The following is an 18,919-nucleotide window of genomic DNA, read 5'->3' as shown; positions in this document are numbered from 1 at the left end:
CATGGCTTTGCATTTGTAAGGGCAGCTAAAAGGCGCAGCCCGACAGCGAGATGGAACGAAGTGAAATCGAGCTGCATGGCTTTGCAAAAGAATGCATGGCTTTGCCGAAAGCTTGCTTTCTGGTAAATGTCACAGAAGTTTCATTTTAATAAGATATAAATATATGTTAGAATATGTTTTATAAAAGCGTAGAAAATATGGTTATAAAACAAATAGTTATAACAACAGAAAAGAATAGGAGAAATGCTATGAATTATTTTAAAAATTTAAAATGGGAAATGATTTTATTTTCACTAATTAGTATTGTTCTTGGAGTTTTAATGTGGTTGTATCCAAAACAAATTGTTAAAACAGCATGTATAATTCTTGCAGTGATTTTGTTTATTATGGGTATAAGATATTTTATAGAATACAAAAGAACAAACTCTATCAGAAAATATTATCAATATGAACTTGTTGCATCAATAGCTTTAATAATTGGTGGAATAGTGGTTTTATGTTGTATGGATTGGATTTTATCAATTATCACATATGTTATCGCAATTATAATAATTATTAGTGGATTAATGAAGGTGGAGAACTCTTTAGACTTGAAAAGGATGAGATGCCATTGGATTCCGTTGATGATTTTTGCAATAATATGTATTATTTTAGGAATATCAGTTTTGATGATGCCTATGGATCATAATGATAATGGCACAACAACAGCGGGAGATTTCTTTATTCAGGTTTCAGGAATCATTTTGGCAGTAACAGGATTGATTGATTTAATTACAACCTTAACAGTTTCAGGAAAAATTAAAAGATGGACAATCAGCCAGATTGCAAACATCGTAGACGATGAAATTGTTGAGGAGGAAATTGTAGAGGATAATGATGACGATGATGAAATAGTACAATAGAATACGATTAATATTAGATTAAGACATACAATGAAAAAGGACAGAGTCGTTAAAATAAGACTCTGTCCTTTTTGTAAAAATCAAATTTAATATTATATTAATATGTACAGTGTTAAAAAAGATGATGATATAAAAATACATTTTTTAAACTGTCTCATATTTTTTTACAACTCCAAGACCGATTGGGTGAGGACCTGTATGTACACCTGAAACAATGCCGATTGCCACGTTAGTTTCGCTTTGAAGTTTTACATTAAGTGTTTCTTCTAACTGGTTCATAAAACTTACACCTTCAGAAGCATCATAGCCATATCCAACTGAGATAACAAAGTTATCTTTTCCGTTTTCTGTTAAATATTTATCGGCAACTTCCAATACTTTTTTCTTTAATTTGTTTCTGTTACGACCTATGCCACCAAGACAAATATCCCCGTCTTTCATAATTATAACTGGTTTCACATCAATCTTGCTGGCTGCTGCTGCAACTTTGCCGATTCGTCCGCCCATTTGTAGATAATCAAGTGAACCGACTGTAAAGAAAATGCGGGCTGAGGCAATAACCTTTTCAATTTTTTCTAATGCTGTCTCCAAAGGCAAGTTGTTCTTTTTCATTTTTACCATTTGATCAACAATAAGGCCTTGAGTAACAGTATTTTGCTTCGAGTCAATAATATGAATTTTAGCATTTGGATATTCCTCAAGAATAAGTTCCTTTGCGTTTCTTGCTGAATTGTACGAACCACTAAATATTAATGAAATAGTAAAGCATACAATAGGAATATCTTCTTTTACATATTTTTCAAAAGTTTTGTAATAAAGGTCCACGCTTGGTAGAGATGTCTTAGGATAAGTCTTTGGGTTGTCTACCATTTTTTGATAGCATTCATTTCGAGTAATATCAACTCCATCTAAAAAATACTGTTCTCCATCAAATGAAACTGACAAAGGTACAATATCAATATCGTTTTCGTTTATATAAGCCTGAGATAAATCACAGGCACTATCGCTAACTATTTTAAACATAGATTCCAATAACTCCTTCATGTAGTATTCAATACTATATAATATACCACTTAGAAAAGATAATTCAATACATTTAAATCAAATAAAGAAAGTTTAACAGTTATTTAACAAATTTTATTTAAAAGATGGCAAAAAATAAAATTAGTTACATTATTTTTTTATAAATGATTTTATGATACAATTATAGGCAATAATAATCGGAGGGGTTTATATGGATAAATTAAAAACTTTACTAAAAAATGAAAAAGAGATAATAGAAGGATTTTTTATTAGCATTTTGACTGCATGGGGATTAACATCTATATTTCGAGGAACATATGGAAGCATAAGTAGTTTGGATGGAGTTTCAAAAGTAAATTTCCCAATGCTAATAGTAGTGATTGGCTTATTAACAATTGTTGTAGGAATTGTATATTACAAAGAAAAATTTATTGCAAAAATATTAATGTTTTTTAGTGTTTACATATATGCAATATTGTGTGCAATTTCCGGTTATAAGGTAACATGGGAGACTGCAAATAAAAATGAAATCGGTAATGTGTGCTTTTTGTGTATGTTATGTTTTATTACAGTATTAGCTTTCTTATATATAAAAGATGAAGTGATACAGATGTTTGGATATATGAAGTTAAATAGAAAAATATCTAACATATTATTTGCAATAATAGGAATTTCTTTATTTATATTTATATCGATGATTACAATTTTAAGATATAAATCATATAGTAATTCAACTTATGATTTTGGGATTTTTGCTCAGATGTATGAGTACATGAAGCAAACAGGAAAAATGACAACAACAGTTGAAAGAAATACATTATTGTCACATTTTGGAGTACATTTCTCACCTATATTTTATATAGGTCTACCAATATACATGATTTTTCCAAGTGCAATAACTGTTCAGGTTATACAGGCGATTATGGTGGCATTACCGATTATTCCAATAGTGTTATTATGCAGACACTATAAGTTGTCTAATTGGATTACGGTTGCAGTTACATTAATTTATGCTTTGTATCCGGCTACGGCAGGTGGAACATTTTACGACATACATGAAAATTGCTTTTTAACATTTTTCTTATTGCTGACAATTTATTTTGTTGAGAAAAAGAAAGACATACCGGCAATTATCTGCATGCTATTAGTATTTTTGGTAAAAGAAGATGCAGCAGCATATATAATGATTGTGGGTGCATATTTCTTATTTTCAAGAAGGGATAAGAAACGTGGAATTATAATGATAATTTTGTCAGCTATTTATTTTGTGGTAGCATTATCAGTAGTAAACAGTTATGGACTGGGAGTTCTAGACGACAGATTTGCAAATTTATATGCAGATCCAAATGGCGGCTTAGGACAGGTTTTCAAAACAATAATTACAAATCCGGCATACGTAATTGCCCAGATGATTTCAAATACTGACGCAACAGGTATGGACAAAATACAGTATTTACTTTTGATGATTGTTCCGATGGCGACAATGTTGTTTGCAACAGGAAAGAAATACTCAAGATATATTTTAATGGCACCATTTTTGGTGTTTAATGTTTTTACAACATATTTATATTTACATGATGTTGGTTTTCAGTATAACTTTGGTGTGATTGCGTTATTTATGTATTTGGCAATTATGAACATTTCAGAAATGGATTATAAAAAAGCAAGAACTGTAGCTGGCATTTCTGTGATTTGTACAAGCATTATGTTTTTTGGAACAACATATCCAAGGATTAATTATTACGGTGAAAAATATAGTACAGATAAAGCTAAAATAGAAAAAATTAATAAAGGTATTGAGATGGTTCCGAGAACGGCATCTGTTGCAGTTTCAGGATTCTTTATGCCACATTTATCAAGAAATCTTGATGTGTATGATCAGACTCATTTAGAGGAAGTTAAAGAAATGGAATATCTTGTTGTTGACGAAAGAGGACAGGAAGAAAAGGAAAAGTTTGACGAAATTCTGGCAACAGGAAAATATGAGCTTATATATCATGAAGATAACCTGATAAGTGTATATCACAAAAAGCAATAGTAGATGGATATAAAAATATAAAGACAAAAAAGCAAAGACAAGAATAGAAAAATAAGAATACAAAGATAAGAATATGTGGAAGTGGGCATACGAATACTATTTCAAAAATTAGAATCAAAATCTAATGATTTACAATGATTTGAAATAAGTACGCTAGGCACTTCACGTATTCTTATTTTTTTGGTATACTTTAGTTTGTGTAACTAGGCAAAAATAAAGTAACTTACAAGTTATGATTTTTATTTGAAAGCAGAGGTGTATACTTGACAATTTTAATTAAAAACGGAAGAGTTTTAAATCCTTCAGAAAACATGGACAAAGTAATAGATGTTTTAATTGAAGATGGTTTAATTAAGAAGAAAGCAGAAAACATTCAGTGTGATGCAGACAAAGTAATTGATGCACAGGGATGTTACGTGATGCCGGGATTAATCGATTTACATGTACATTTTAGAGACCCGGGACTTACATACAAAGAAGACATTGAAACAGGAAGCAGGGCTGCTGCTAAAGGTGGCTTTACAACAGTATGCTGTATGCCAAATACAAAGCCTGTAATTGACAACGTGGAAACTGTTGAATATGTAATTAACAAAAGTAAGAAGGTAGGACTTACTAATGTTCTTCCTGTGGGTGCTGTCACAAAGAATATGGCAGGTGTGGAAGTTACAAACATTAGCAAGTTAAAAGATGCCGGAATTTGTGCAATTAGTGAAGATGGAAAATCAGTAATGAATTCAGGCGTTTATAGAAAGGCAATGAAAGAAGCCGCAAGGCTTAACATACCGGTTATGGCTCACTGCGAAGATATTAACTTAGTTGAAGGCGGAGTTATTAATCTTGGTGACAAATCACAGGAATTAGGTGTTAAGGGAATAAGTAATGCAGTAGAAGATGTTATCGCGATGAGAGACATTATGCTTGCAAAAGAAACTAATGCAACCCTTCACTTATGCCACTGCTCAACAAAAGACAGCGTTGAGATGGTAAGAAGAGCAAAAGAAGAAGGCATAAAGGTTACAGCAGAAGTTTGTCCACATCATTTTTCAATGTGTTCAGATGATATTACAGGTAATGACAGCAATTTTAAAATGAATCCACCTCTTAGAGCAAGAGAAGACATGGAAGCATTAATTAAAGGTTTGTCAGATGACATAATGGATGTAATCTCAACAGACCATGCTCCACATAGTGCGGAAGAAAAAGCAAAAGATTTAGAACATGCACCTTTTGGAATTGTTGGACTTGAAACATCAGTTGCCTTAACAATTACAAACTTAGTTAAAAAGGGACATATTACACCATTACAAATGGCTGCAAAGATGAGCTATAATCCTGCAAAAGTTTTAGGCTCTAATAAGGGAACTTTAAATGAAAATGCAGTTGCAGATGTAGTAGTAATTAATCCTGACACAGAATACGAAATAGATGCAAACACATTTGCTTCAAAGGGAAAGAATACACCATTTAACGGCTACAAGGTAAACGGTCAGGTAGAATTTACAATACTTGGCGGAAAAATCGTTTACGAAAATAAATAAAATTTTACAATAATTATATACATCATAAAGGAGATATAAGATGATTAATAAGTTAGTTGACAAAATCAAAAAAACAAATGCACCAGTAGTAGTTGGACTTGATCCAATGTTAAGCTATGTACCTGAACACATTCAAAAGAAAGCTTTTGATGAATTTGGTGAAACATTAGAGGGTGCAGCAGAAGCAATTTGGCAGTACAACAAGGGAATTATCGATACAACTTATGATTTAATCCCAGCTGTAAAACCACAGATTGCAATGTATGAACAGTTTGGTGTGCCGGGACTTCAGGCATTTAAGAAAACAGTTGATTATGCTAAGGAAAAAGATTTAGTAGTAATTGGTGATGTTAAGCGTGGAGATATTGGTTCAACTTCAGCCGCTTATGCAGTTGGACATTTAGGAAAAGTTCAGGTGGGAAGCAAGAAGTATTCATTATTTGATGAAGATTTTGCAACAGTTAATCCATATCTTGGAACTGACGGCATCAAGCCTTTCGTTGATGTATGTAAAGAAGAAAACAAGGGATTATTTATCTTAGTAAAAACATCAAATCCTTCAAGTGGAGAATTCCAGGACAGATTAATTGACGGAAGACCACTTTACGAATGGGTTGGTGAACAGGTTGCAAAATGGGGTGAAGACCACATGGGTAACGACTATAGCTACATTGGAGCAGTAGTTGGAGCTACATATCCTGAAATGGGTAAGGTTCTTCGTAAGGTTATGCCAAAGAGCTACATCTTAGTGCCTGGTTACGGTGCACAGGGTGGTACTGCAGAAGGTCTTAAGCCATATTTTAACGAAGATGGTTTAGGAGCAATTGTAAACTCATCAAGAGGAATCATCTGCGCTTATAAGCAGGACAAGTATGCTAAGTTTGGCGCTGAAAATTACGCAGACGCATCAAGACAGGCAGTAATTGACATGATTGAAGACATTAACTCAATTTTTTAATGCAATAAAAAATTAAAAATAACCGTATAACAATTAACAGCTTAAACTAAACTGTTTTTGTTATGGGGAATTGGAAAGAATGGAGATAGGAATGAGAGAAAAGGAAACTGCAAGTGTAGTAAGCCAGGAATCTATTGGTACAGATATTTATAGCATGGTAATTAAAACAAAAGCTGCAAAAGAGGCAAGAGCCGGACAGTTTATTTCCATGTATTGTAACGACAAGACAAAATTACTTCCAAGACCAATTAGTATATGTGAGGTAAACAAGCAAGAGAGTACACTTCGTGTGGTTTATCGTGTTGTAGGTGGTGGGACAGAAGAGTTCTCAACTTATACAGCAGGAGATAAGATAGACATTATTGGACCATTAGGAAATGGATTTGTAAAAAGAGCAGGTAAGAAAGCTATTTTAATAGGTGGTGGAATCGGAATTCCACCAATGGTTGAATTAGCAAAGGAATTAAAAGATATTGCTGAAGTTCAAATAGTTGCCGGTTATAGAAATGAATTATTTTTAACTGAAGAATTAGAAAGCAATGGTACACTTTTTATAGCTACAGAAGATGGAAGCACAGGAACAAAAGGAACTGTTATTGATGCAATAAAAGAACAGAACGTTGAAGGGGCGGTTATTTACGCATGTGGACCAACACCTATGTTAAAGGCAATTAAAGAGTATGCTCTTGAAAAGAAAATCGAATGTCAGCTTTCATTAGAAGAAAGAATGGCATGTGGTATAGGTGCATGTTTGGCATGTGTTTGTAAATCAACAAACAAAGACCATCACACAAATGTTAATAACAAACGTATTTGTAAAGATGGGCCGGTATTTTTAGCAGAGGAGGTAGACTTATAATGAATACAAAAGTAAATATTGCAGGTGTAGAATTTAAGAATCCTGTTATGGTTGCCTCAGGAACTTTTGGTTCAGGTGCAGAATATGACGAGTTTGTTGACTTAAACAGACTTGGTGCCGTAGTAACAAAAGGTGTGGCAAATGTGCCATGGGAAGGAAATCCAACACCTAGAATTGCAGAAACTTATGGTGGAATGCTTAATGCAGTAGGACTTCAGAATCCAGGCTATGATTTGTTTGCAAAAAGAGATATTCCTTATTTAAAGAAATATGACACAAACATTATCGTAAATGTATGTGGAAGAACAACAGAAGATTATATAGACGTTGTAGAAAAGCTTGGTCATGAAGAGGTGGATATGTTAGAAATCAACATTTCCTGTCCAAACGTAAAACATGGTGGAATTGCTTTTGGCCAGGATCCAAAAGCTGTTGAAGCTATTACAAAGGAAGTAAAGAAAGTTGCTAAACAGCCTGTTATTATGAAACTTAGCCCAAATGTAACTGATATTACAGAAATGGCAAAAGCGGCAGAAGCCGGTGGAGCAGATGCACTATCTTTGATTAATACATTAACAGGTATGCAAATCGATGTTGAAAGACAGAAATTTGTTTTGGCTAACAAGACAGGTGGTTTATCAGGCCCGGCCATTAAGCCGGTTGCCGTAAGAATGGTATATCAGGTGGCAAATGCAGTTAAGGTTCCAATTATCGGTATGGGTGGAATTACAAATGCAAAAGACGCAATGGAATTTATTTTAGCAGGAGCTACAGCAGTATCTGTTGGAACAGCTAATTTTAATAATCCGCATACAACAATTGATGTAATTGAGGGAATTGAAGACTACATGAAACGCCATAATGTTGAAGACATTAACAGTCTTATTGGCTTAGTAAAATAATTGCAAAAGAAAAAAGAAAACAAAAACAAGAAAATAATAAGGAAAAATAATAAAGAAATAATAAAAAAATAAGAAAAAATTAAGAATTAAATTATACAATTAATCAAAAAGAAAATGGAAGGGCTTAAAATGGAAGAACTAAAAGAAAAAAATAAAATCGAAAAGAAAAATGAAATTAAAAAGAAAATAATATCTTTAATAATTCCATGCTATAACGAAGAAGAAGTACTTGGAATATTACATGAAGAATTGAAAAAAGTTACGGGCAAAATGCCACAATATAATTTTGAATTTTTGTTTGTAAATGATGGCTCAAAGGACAAAACTCTTGAAATATTAAAGATGATGGCTAAGGAAGATGACAGAGTTGTGTATTTATCATTTTCCAAAAACTTTGGAAAAGAAGCTGCAATGTATGCAGGTTTTTGCAATGCAGCAGGTGATTATGTTGCGGTTATGGATGCGGACATGCAGGACCCACCGGCACTTTTACCTGAAATGGTAACTTACCTTGAAAGCGGTGAATATGACAGTGTTGCAACAAGAAGAGTTACAAGACAGGGAGAACCAAAAATCCGTTCTTTTTTCGCCCGCAAATTTTACAAATTAATCAACAAAATTTCTGATGCTGACGTAGTGGACGGAGCAAGAGATTTTAGATTAATGAAAAGAGAAATGGTGGATGCCATTGTGGCAATGGGAGAACAGAACAGATTCTCAAAAGGAATTTTTGGTTGGATTGGCTTTAAGACAAAGTGGTTACCATTTGAAAATGTTGAGAGAGCAGCAGGAGAAACAAAGTGGAATTTTTGGAAATTATTTAAATATTCACTTGACGGAATTTTCAACTTCTCCAATGCACCACTACAAATTGCATCAGTTATAGGATTACTGTTTACATTTGTTTCTTTTATTGCAATTGTTTTAATTATAGTTAGAAAAGCAATATGGGGTGATCCCGTAGAAGGTTGGCCATCACTTGCCTGCATAATTACTTTTATCGGTGGAATCCAACTTTTCTGTATGGGCATTATGGGACAGTATTTGTCAAAAACATACATGGAAGTTAAGAAAAGACCACATTTTATAATTGGTGAAACAAATGGAGAGGATATAAAGAAAATTAAATAATTACATATAATAAAGTAAAAAAAGAACTGTAAGACAAATAAGTTTTATGGTTCTTTTTTGTTTGTTAGAAAAAATACAATTTTTAACGCATTGTGAAACTTAGCTTTTCGTGGTAAGATAAAAAAAATATATTGGCTAATGCTAAATTGAGAAAATTATATCAAAATTAGCAGAAGATATCAGATAAGTTGAAATAAAAAGGTCAAAGAGCCTAAAGATAAAGGAGAAATTAATATAATGGAAGCATATAAGAAGGAATTTATAGAATTTATGGTAGAAAGTGATGTTTTAAAATTTGGAGAGTTTACACTTAAGAGTGGTAGAAAGTCTCCATTTTTCATGAATGCAGGAGCCTATGTAACAGGTTCACAGCTTCACAGATTAGGTCAGTATTATGCAAAGGCAATTCATGACAGATATGGTGATGACTTTGATGTGCTTTTCGGACCTGCATACAAGGGAATTCCACTTGCAGTTGTAACAGCAATTGCTTTTAATGAATTATATGGAAAAGAAATCCGTTATTGTTCAGACAGAAAAGAAGAAAAGGACCATGGTGCAGACAAAGGAAACTTCCTTGGTAGCAATTTAAAAGATGGTGACAGAGTAGTAATGATTGAAGATGTTACAACTTCAGGTAAGTCAATGGAAGAAACAGTTCCAAAGGTAAAAGGTGCAGCAGATGTGACAATTGTTGGTCTTATGGTTTCTCTTGACAGAATGGAAGTTGGTAAGGGTGGAGAGAAGTGCGCTCTTGACGAAGTAAAAGACCTTTATGGATTTGAAACAAATGCAATTGTTACAATGTCTGATGTTGTAGAGCATCTTTACAATAAGGAATGTAATGGAAAAGTTGTAATTGATGATGAAATAAAAGAAGCAATTGACAAATACTATGCACAGTATGGTGCAAAATAATCCATTAGGAGAATAGAAAAGTGACAAAGGCAACTAGAAAAGTTCGCATTTTTGGAAGAATATTTTTTGTGGCATACATGATATTGGCGCTTTATTTTATGTTTTTTTCTGAAACGCTAGACAGAACCATGGTTAGTGATCAGTACCGATATAATCTCACATTATTTAAAGAGATTACACGTTTTTGGAATATGCGTCATACTTATGGATGGAATATAACAATAATTAATCTTTTAGGAAATGTTGTATGTTTTATGCCATTTGGATTTTTACTTCCAATGGTATCAAAAAGAAGTGTATTTAAAAATTTCTTAAGTGTTACATTTTTAGCAATGCTTTTTAGTATAGGAATAGAAACAGCACAGTTAGTTACAAAAGTAGGAGCATTTGATGTTGATGATATATTTCTTAATACTATAGGAGGTTTATTAGGATATATCTTCTTGAAATTAACTAAATTAAGGAAACATATATAAGCTTGTTTTTAATTAGATAAAAGCCGGCTTATAAAAAGTAAAGATATGAGTATAAAATTTTGGGATAAAAAGAAAAAAATAAAATTAGATGAAAAAGGGGACAAGCCAGAGAAACATATACCACTTAGAAAATATACAAAAGGTGGCAAGAAGTCTACAGTTATGGGCCTTATTAGTCTTTTAATAATTGTGCTTGCAGTGGCAATATCAATAGCGTTAAAAGGCAAGGCAGGTGTTTACGTAGGACTTATGGTTTTTGTTTCTCTCATTGTTTCAGCCTGGGGGTTCGCAGTAGGTTTAAAGAGTTTTAGTGAAGGAAACCGATTTTTAAGATATACATACATAGGTACAATAGGAAATGCCGTAATATGGATTTTTATTTTAGGACTTTATTTAATCTATGTATAATTCAACTTATTAAAAAATAAAACTAAGCAAAGAGGAATGAAATGGATATAGTTAGAGAGCGTTATGAGATTGCAATTGAAAGAATAAAAGAAATTTCAACAGAAAATATTAGCAATGAAAAATATCAGGAATATTTTAGTAAGGTTGCTAAATTTATTTTGAAATTAAATTCTGTAAAAGATGAAATTGAAAGTGGCAGATTAAAGGAATATACCACAGAGCAATTAGAACAATTAAATTACGAACTTTATGAAGACATTTATAAAGAAAATTATGAAACATCTTTGGCTAATCCAAAGTTTGCCTGTGAAGAACTGGGAGAAGAATACGGCAGAATTCTATGCTATGTTTACAAAAAAATCAGAGATTTAATTGGCAATGTGTATAGACAGGAAATTGAAATTGTAACTTTAAGAATTGAGTTATTTATAGAGCTATTCTATTATTTTGAAAATTCTGAAGAGTTAGAATATCGAAGCATAGAAGAGGCTGTGTATTCATTTGAAAAAGATAATACAGAAATTTTTGTTGATGACATGGTTGACTGGAGAGTTAATCCGAAAAGAACTTTTGCAGTTGATATTGTAATGAACAGTGATTTAAATGACATTAGATATTTGTACATGTATGGAGAGCATATTGGTGCAAATGAAATTGGAATGGCACAGTATCTTAACAGCTTGAGCCAAAGTGAGATTGATAGTTTGGCGCATGTTTACACAGAAGGCTATAGAAAAGGCTTCGTTATTGCAGGGAAAGATTTGTCAATTAAGGATACTGTAGATATTAGATATAATATTGGTTTTGAGAGGATTATTAAATCAGCAATATTAGATTTTGAAAAAATGGGGCTTAAACCAATAATTTATCCATTAGGATATGGAAGCACAATGTGCAATAAACAGTATTGGTTTGACCATAAGTTTGATGAGGCATTATATCTTGATAAGGCTTTTGTTAAGCGCAAGTTAGAAGTGGCAAAACAGGCTTTTGAAAACAGAAAAGATTTGGCACTAAAGATGGCAGGCCCGGCTGTTATAGAAATATTTGGTGAAAATCCATTTGAGCCTGAAAGCAAAAAAGAAGCTTACAAGTTAACAAAGGAACAGCAGAAATTAAGTGCAGGCTATATTAATGAATACCAGAGAATCGTGCAGGAACATATTCCGGGAGATCAGAGAAGTTTTACAATTATTGCTTTTCCAATCCCTGAGTTTGGCGACAACTTTAAGGAAATGTTTGATGCAACAGTGAAGATTAATACACTTGATTCAGAGAAATACGAAATAATTCAGAATAAAATAATTGATGAATTAGACAAAGCAGATTATGTAAGGGTTGTGGGCAAAGGAGATAACAGAACCTATATTAATGTAAAACTACATGAACTTAACAATCCTGAAAAAGAAACTAATTTTGAAAATTGTCTTGCCGACGTAAACATTCCTTTAGGTGAAGTATTTACATCACCTGTTCTAAAGGGAACAAATGGTATATTACATGTAAGTGAAGTTTATTTAGGTGAATTGAAATATAAAGATTTAGAAATAAAATTTGAAGATGGAATGATTGCAGACTATGCCTGCAAAAATTTCCAGACAGAAGAGGAAAACAAAAAGTACATTAAAGAGAATGTAATGTACAACCACGAAACACTTCCTATTGGAGAGTTTGCCATTGGAACGAATACTACAGCTTATGCAATTGCAAATAAGTTTGATGTAGTGTACAAACTTCCAATATTAATTGTTGAAAAAATGGGTCCTCATTTTGCAGTAGGTGATACATGCTATTCTTTCGAGGAAGATGTGGAACTTCACAATCCTAATGGAAAAGAAATTATTGCAAAAGAAAACGAAGTTTCAGCCCTTAGAAAAACAGATATTGACAAGGCATATTTCAGTTGCCATACAGATATAACAATTCCTTATGATGAGTTAGGAGAAATTGTTGCTGTAACTAAAGACGGAGAAGAAATTGACATAATAAGAGATGGCAGATTTGTTTTAGCAGGTTGCGAATTGTTAAATGAACCACTTAAATAAAATTTAAAAATAAAGAAAACAAATTAATAGGGAAAACAAATTAAATAAAGAAAACAATACATTTAAACGAAAATGTATACAAAAATAAAGAAAATATCTTGTAATAAACATTATATTATCTTTTCGAAATAGTGGTTTTATGATAAAATAAAAGTTGATTTTTGCTTGTTGTTTATTAGATAACAAGCATTTAACTATAAATTTAACTATACAAAGTTTATGAGAAAAAGGAGAGCAAAATGGCAAAAGTTGGTATTGTAATGGGTAGTGATTCAGACATGCCTATCATGAGCAAGGCAGCAGACATGTTGGAAAAATTTGGTATTGAATATGAGATGACAATTATTTCAGCTCATAGAGAACCTGATATTTTCTTTGAATGGGCAAAGGGTGCTGAAGAAAGAGGAATCAAAGTTATTATCGCAGGAGCTGGAAAAGCAGCTCATTTACCTGGTATGTGTGCAGCATTATTTAAAATGCCTGTAATTGGAATTCCAATGAAAACATCAGATTTAGGTGGAGTTGATTCTTTATATTCAATAGTTCAGATGCCATCAGGTGTACCTGTTGCAACAGTTGCAATTAACGGTGGTCAGAACGCAGGTATTTTAGCAGCACAGATTTTAGCAACATCAGATGATGCTCTTTTAGAAAAAATAAAAAATTACGCAGATGAAATGAAATCTGAAGTAGTAGCAAAAGACGCTAAATTAAAAGAAGTAGGATATAAAGCATACTAAGGCATTATATAACCTTGTAATATTTTCTGAGATAAATTAAGAGATTAAGGCGTTGGAGCCATTAAGTCATAATTGCTTAGAGAATATTATTGAAACAAGAATATTATTTAAACAACATTATTATTTTAAATCAACATTTAGGAGGAAGTAAGAAAATGGATTACAAGAAGGCAGGCGTAGATATTGAAGCAGGTTACAAGTCAGTAGAATTAATTAAAGGTTCTATTAAAGAAACAGTAAGACCTGAAGTTTTAGGTGGTATTGGTGGTTTTGCCGGTGCATTTGACATGAGCGCTTTTAAGAATATGGAAGAACCAATTTTAGTATCAGGAACAGACGGCGTAGGAACAAAGATTAAGCTTGCTTTTGTTTTAGATAAACATGATACAATCGGTATTGATTGTGTAGCTATGTGCGTAAACGATATAGTTTGTGGTGGTGGAGAACCATTATTCTTCTTAGACTACATTGCATGTGGTAAAAACTATCCTGAAAAGATTGCTGAGATTGTAAAAGGTGTTGCTGAAGGTTGTAAACAGTCAGGATGTGCTTTAATCGGTGGAGAAACAGCAGAACATCCGGGACTTATGCCTGAAGATGATTATGATTTAGCAGGATTTGCAGTAGGTGTTGTAGATAAGAAGGATTTAGTTACAGGAGAAGACATTAAGCCTGGAGACAAACTTATTGGAATTGCTTCATCAGGTGTACATAGTAACGGATTCTCATTAGTAAGAAAAGTATTTGACATGACAGAAGAGTCACTTAACAAATACTATGATGAATTAGGAACAACTTTAGGAGAAGCTTTACTTGCTCCAACAATTATATATGTAAAAGCCCTTAACTCAATTAAGGACGCAGGTGTTAAGATTCATGGTTGCAGCCATATTACAGGTGGTGGCTTCTATGAAAACATTCCAAGAATGCTTCCTGAAAATGTTAAGGCAGTAGTTAAGAAAGATTCTTATGAAATTCCACCAATCTTTAAATTACTTCAGAAGACTGGTGATATTGCAGAAGAAATGATGTACAACACATATAACATGGGGATTGGTATGTTATTAGCTGTTGATGAAGCTGACGTAGATAAGACAATGGAAGCCATCACAAAAGCAGGAGAAAAGTGCTTCGTAGTAGGTGAAGTTGTTGAAGGCGAAAAGGGCGTAGAATTAGTTTAAAATAAGTTAAAATTAACTTTAGTTGAGCTTTAAGTTAATTTCAGATTAGTTTTGAATTAGCTTGAGACAGTTGTAATTGACACATAATTGAAACAAACAGCATTTAATCAAAAGAGGTTATTATGATTAGAGTAGGAGTTTTAGTTTCAGGTGGTGGAACTAATTTACAGGCAATTATTGATGCCGTAAAAAACAAGACAATAACTAATGCATCATTAGAAGTTGTTATAAGTAACAAAAAAGACGCATACGCATTAACAAGAGCAAAAGAAAACAACATTGCAGCAGAATGTGTTTGTGTAAAAGATTATGAAACAAGAGAAGAATTCAACAAAGCATTAATTGAAAAAATTGATTCATACAATTTAGACTTAATTGTGTTAGCCGGATTCTTAGTAGTATTACCACCGGAATTAATAGCAAAATATAGAAATAAAATTATAAATGTACATCCATCACTTATACCATCTTTCTGTGGAAATGGTTTCTATGGATTACATGTACATGAAAAAGCATTAGAACGCGGAGTAAAAGTTACAGGAGCTACAGTTCATTTCGTAGATGAAGGAACAGACACTGGCCCAATAATTTATCAGAAGGCAGTAGAAGTTTTACCTGACGATACACCTGAAACTTTGCAGAAACGTGTAATGGAACAGGCAGAGTGGAAAATACTTCCACAAGCCATCAACGCAATTGCAAACAATTTATTGCAAACACAAATATAGTACACTTTTAGGTTCACATTTATCAAAAAATATATTTCGAAAGCAGCGGGAGCGTGCTTTCGTGATACGCTTTTTGTAAAACGTATGGGAAACAAAAAGAGAGGAGTTTTAAATGAAAGTTCTTATTGTAGGAAGCGGCGGAAGAGAACATGCCATTGCAACAGCAGTAGCCAAAAGTTCAAAGGTGGACAAAATATATTGTGCACCGGGAAATGCCGGCATAGGACAAATCGCAGAATGTGTAAACATTGGTGCAATGGAATTTGACAAATTAGTAGAATTTGCAAAAAATAATGAAATAGATTTAACAGTTGTTGGTATGGACGATCCTTTAGTTGGAGGAATTGTTGATAAGTTTGAAGAAGCAGGACTTAGAGTGTTTGGTCCAAGAGAAAATGCAGCTATATTAGAAGGTTCAAAAGCATTTTCAAAGGACTTAATGAAGAAATATAATATTCCTACAGCAGCTTATGAAAATTATGATACACCAGAAGAAGCAATGAAGTATCTTGAAACTTCAAAATATCCTATTGTTTTAAAGGCTGACGGATTAGCTCTTGGAAAAGGTGTTTTAATTTGTAATACAAAAGAAGAAGCAATGGATGGCGTTAAGGAATTAATGTTAGACAAAAAATTCGGTAATGCAGGTAACACAATTGTTATTGAAGAATTTATGACAGGTCGTGAAGTTTCAGTTCTTTCTTTTGTTGATGGAAAAACAATTAAGATTATGACATCAGCTCAGGACCATAAGAGAGCAAAAGATGGCGACCAGGGACTTAACACAGGGGGTATGGGAACATTTTCACCAAGTCCATTCTATACAGAAGAAGTTGACGAGTTTTGTAAGAAATATGTTTACCAGGCTACAGTTGATGCCATGGCGTCAGAAGGAAGAGAATTCAAGGGAATTATTTTCTTTGGCTTAATGCTCACGGAAGATGGACCAAAAGTATTAGAATACAATGCAAGATTTGGTGATCCTGAAGCACAGGTAGTTCTTCCAAGAATGAAGAATGACATTATTGATGTATTTGAAGCTTGTATTGATGGAACATTAGATCAGATTGATTTACAGTTTGAAGATAACGCAGCAGTTTGTGTTGTACTTGCAAGTGATGGTTACCCTGTTTCTTACGAAAAAGGATTTGAAATCAAAGGTCTTGAGAAGTTTGAAAACAAGGAAGGTTATTATGTTTTCCATGCAGGAACAAAATTAGATAATGGAAAAATAGTAACTAATGGTGGTCGAGTTCTTGGTGTTACAGCAAAAGGTAAAGACTTAAAAGAGGCAAGAGCAAACGCTTACGAAGCAACAAAACTTATTGATTTTGAAAATAAATATATGCGTAATGATATTGGTAAAGCAATTGATGAAGCATAATAATTAAAAAGCTTGTATAAAATACAGGAGAAGAAAGGAAATAAAAATGAAGAAGTTAAAAAGCCTGTTAATTATGATAGCGGCAATGTCTGCTATGATGATTACAATGATTTTTACAGTTAGCGCTGATGAAACAACTGACTTGTCAGATTTAAAGGTTTATGCGATTGACAATTCAGGAAATCAGACAGAGGTGCCTTTAGATTTTAATTCAACTACATACGAATATAACTTAACAGTTAAGTCAACAGTAAAGTCAATTAAGATCGAGGCAACTGCAAAGGACAGCACATCACAGTGGTCAGTAGAAAAAGATGGTATCAATACTATAATGGATACCGGTGATAACTTAACAATAGTTGATGTTACATCATCAACAGGAGCTGTTCAGAAATATACTTTGAACACAAAGAAGTTAACAGAAGCAGAAGATGCAACATATAAAGAACCAAGTAGTAAAAAAAAGAAAACTTCAAAGAAGACTGCAACTGATTCTACAGTAAAGGTTGGAAAGAATACATTTACTATTTCAGAATCATTTAAAAAGTCAGAAATTCCTGAAGGATTTTCAAAGAGTACAGCAAAGTATAATGGAAACAGTTATACTTGCATTAAGGGAGACGTTAAGGAATTAACAGCTTTTTATTTAAAGGGTGATGAAACATCAGGTTTTTATATTTATGATAAGAGCCAGAAAAAGTTCTACCCAATGAGCAATATTAAAATAAAGAGCAGAATGTACACAATTGTACAGCCTAAGAAGGTAGACGGAATTGTAAAAGCTTACGATAAAAAGAAAGTTACAATTATTGATCAGGAAGTTAAAGCATGGGTACTTGATGAAGATGAAGGTATGTATCTTGTGTATGCAATGAACTGGAATGGTGATACTAATTTATACAGCTACGATGATAACGAAAAATGTTTCCAGAGATATTTAACATCATCAGACGCAAACCAGCAGTCAGAAGCAGCGGCTAAGGCATATAACAATTTACAGAAACAGTACAACCAGTTAGTTGATAAGTACAATGTTTTAATTAAAATTTTATGCGGATTAGCAGTAGTAATCATTATTTTAATTTTTGTATCTATTAATTTAGGTATAAGTAAAAAAGAAAAGAAGATTAAAAAGACATATTCAGAGGATGAATTAAAAGATCCAAAGAAAGAAAAGAAAGCCCAGAAGAAGGCTGAAAAGAAAGCTAAAAAAGAAAACAAAAAGAAAAAATACGAAGAAGACGAAGATGATATTGATTCAGGAGTATCAATTGAAGAAGAGGAAGCAGAAGCAAAGAAAGTTGCTGAACCTTCAAAAGAAGAAGTAAAAGAAGCTCCTGAAGAAGTTGAAGAATTAAAGGAAGTTGACATTGATTCAGATGAACTTGTTGATATCGAAAAAGCTTTAGAAGCAGAGATAGCAAACGAAGTAGCGAAGAAAATTGATGAACCTGTAGAGGAACTTCCAAATGATAATACAATTACTACTGATGCAGAACAGATTAATGATAGCGCAGAAAACAGTGCTGAAGAGGTAAATGAATCAGAAGAAATCGATGCATACGATGATTCAGAAATTGATTTTGATGACGATGACGATGATGATGATTTCGAATTTATCGATTTAGATTAACGTAAGATTAAAGGGCAATTCTTTCATGAGAATTGCCCTTTATTTAAAAAAT

17 protein-coding genes are annotated in these 18,919 nt (G+C 32.8%); 16 read left to right on the top strand and 1 reads right to left on the bottom strand.

What is annotated here, in order from left to right:
- The first annotated feature begins 248 nt into the window (after positions 1–248).
- Complete coding sequence (locus DW006_RS00870; RefSeq protein WP_158561029.1) at positions 249–902, top strand: DUF308 domain-containing protein; 654 nt, start codon at positions 249–251, stop codon at positions 900–902.
- A 144-nt stretch (positions 903–1,046) separates the two neighbouring features.
- Here DW006_RS00870 and DW006_RS00865 read toward each other — a convergent pair whose 3' ends face one another.
- Positions 1,047–1,925 carry a DegV family protein gene (locus tag DW006_RS00865; protein ID WP_117998613.1) on the bottom strand — a complete coding sequence of 293 codons (879 nt, stop codon included), beginning with the start codon at positions 1,923–1,925 and terminating at the stop codon, positions 1,047–1,049.
- 211 nt (positions 1,926–2,136) lie between these two features.
- On the opposite strand from DW006_RS00865, the gene DW006_RS00860 reads away from it, so the two are divergent.
- The 15 genes from DW006_RS00860 to DW006_RS00790 all read left to right on the top strand — a co-directional run bounded on the left by DW006_RS00860 (position 2,137) and on the right by DW006_RS00790 (position 18,867).
- Positions 2,137–3,963: a DUF2079 domain-containing protein gene (locus DW006_RS00860; protein WP_117998612.1), complete on the top strand. Its 1,827-nt coding sequence runs from the start codon at positions 2,137–2,139 to the stop codon at positions 3,961–3,963.
- A 263-nt stretch (positions 3,964–4,226) separates the two neighbouring features.
- Positions 4,227–5,504, top strand: a complete 1,278-nt coding sequence (locus tag DW006_RS00855) for a dihydroorotase (protein ID WP_117998611.1) — start codon at positions 4,227–4,229, stop codon at positions 5,502–5,504.
- Positions 5,505–5,544: 40 nt separating this feature from the next.
- Positions 5,545–6,462, top strand: a complete 918-nt coding sequence (gene pyrF / locus DW006_RS00850; protein WP_117998610.1) for an orotidine-5'-phosphate decarboxylase — start codon at positions 5,545–5,547, stop codon at positions 6,460–6,462.
- A gap of 91 nt (positions 6,463–6,553) precedes the next feature.
- Complete coding sequence (locus DW006_RS00845; protein ID WP_117998609.1) at positions 6,554–7,321, top strand: dihydroorotate dehydrogenase electron transfer subunit; 768 nt, start codon at positions 6,554–6,556, stop codon at positions 7,319–7,321.
- Positions 7,321–8,223, top strand: coding sequence for a dihydroorotate dehydrogenase (locus DW006_RS00840; protein WP_117998608.1), 903 nt, complete (start codon positions 7,321–7,323; stop codon positions 8,221–8,223). Before DW006_RS00845 ends, DW006_RS00840 begins: the two co-directional genes overlap by 1 nt.
- A 129-nt stretch (positions 8,224–8,352) precedes the next feature.
- Entirely contained in the window at positions 8,353–9,354 is a 1,002-nt protein-coding gene (locus DW006_RS00835) for a glycosyltransferase family 2 protein (RefSeq protein WP_117998607.1), read from the top strand.
- Between the two features lie 237 nt (positions 9,355–9,591).
- The gene (gene pyrE, locus DW006_RS00830) at positions 9,592–10,272 is read left to right on the top strand and encodes an orotate phosphoribosyltransferase (RefSeq protein WP_022165541.1); all 681 of its coding nucleotides are present in this window, start codon (positions 9,592–9,594) and stop codon (positions 10,270–10,272) included.
- 20 nt (positions 10,273–10,292) lie between these two features.
- Positions 10,293–10,748, top strand: coding sequence for a VanZ family protein (locus DW006_RS00825; protein WP_022165540.1), 456 nt, complete (start codon positions 10,293–10,295; stop codon positions 10,746–10,748).
- A gap of 45 nt (positions 10,749–10,793) precedes the next feature.
- The gene (locus DW006_RS00820; RefSeq protein ID WP_117998606.1) at positions 10,794–11,156 is read left to right on the top strand and encodes a hypothetical protein; all 363 of its coding nucleotides are present in this window, start codon (positions 10,794–10,796) and stop codon (positions 11,154–11,156) included.
- 41 nt (positions 11,157–11,197) lie between these two features.
- Positions 11,198–13,201, top strand: coding sequence for an aminopeptidase (locus DW006_RS00815; protein ID WP_199521858.1), 2,004 nt, complete (start codon positions 11,198–11,200; stop codon positions 13,199–13,201).
- A 239-nt stretch (positions 13,202–13,440) separates the two neighbouring features.
- A complete protein-coding gene (gene purE, locus DW006_RS00810; protein ID WP_022165537.1) occupies positions 13,441–13,941 on the top strand; it encodes a 5-(carboxyamino)imidazole ribonucleotide mutase in 501 nt (166 codons plus the stop codon).
- A 155-nt stretch (positions 13,942–14,096) separates the two neighbouring features.
- Positions 14,097–15,122 carry a phosphoribosylformylglycinamidine cyclo-ligase gene (purM, locus tag DW006_RS00805; protein WP_117998605.1) on the top strand — a complete coding sequence of 342 codons (1,026 nt, stop codon included), beginning with the start codon at positions 14,097–14,099 and terminating at the stop codon, positions 15,120–15,122.
- A 122-nt stretch (positions 15,123–15,244) separates the two neighbouring features.
- Positions 15,245–15,850 carry a phosphoribosylglycinamide formyltransferase gene (gene purN, locus DW006_RS00800; RefSeq protein WP_117998604.1) on the top strand — a complete coding sequence of 202 codons (606 nt, stop codon included), beginning with the start codon at positions 15,245–15,247 and terminating at the stop codon, positions 15,848–15,850.
- 112 nt (positions 15,851–15,962) lie between these two features.
- Positions 15,963–17,234 carry a phosphoribosylamine--glycine ligase gene (gene purD / locus DW006_RS00795; RefSeq protein ID WP_117998603.1) on the top strand — a complete coding sequence of 424 codons (1,272 nt, stop codon included), beginning with the start codon at positions 15,963–15,965 and terminating at the stop codon, positions 17,232–17,234.
- Positions 17,235–17,280: 46 nt separating this feature from the next.
- Positions 17,281–18,867, top strand: coding sequence for a cadherin-like beta sandwich domain-containing protein (locus tag DW006_RS00790; protein WP_117998602.1), 1,587 nt, complete (start codon positions 17,281–17,283; stop codon positions 18,865–18,867).
- Positions 18,868–18,919 lie beyond the last annotated feature (52 nt).

Origin of the sequence: Eubacterium sp. AF36-5BH (assembly GCF_003460505.1) — a bacterium.
Lineage (GTDB): Bacteria > Bacillota > Clostridia > Lachnospirales > Lachnospiraceae > Eubacterium_G.
The sequence above is the reverse complement of the archived record's forward strand: the minus strand, read 5'-3'. Positions and strand labels throughout refer to the sequence as shown.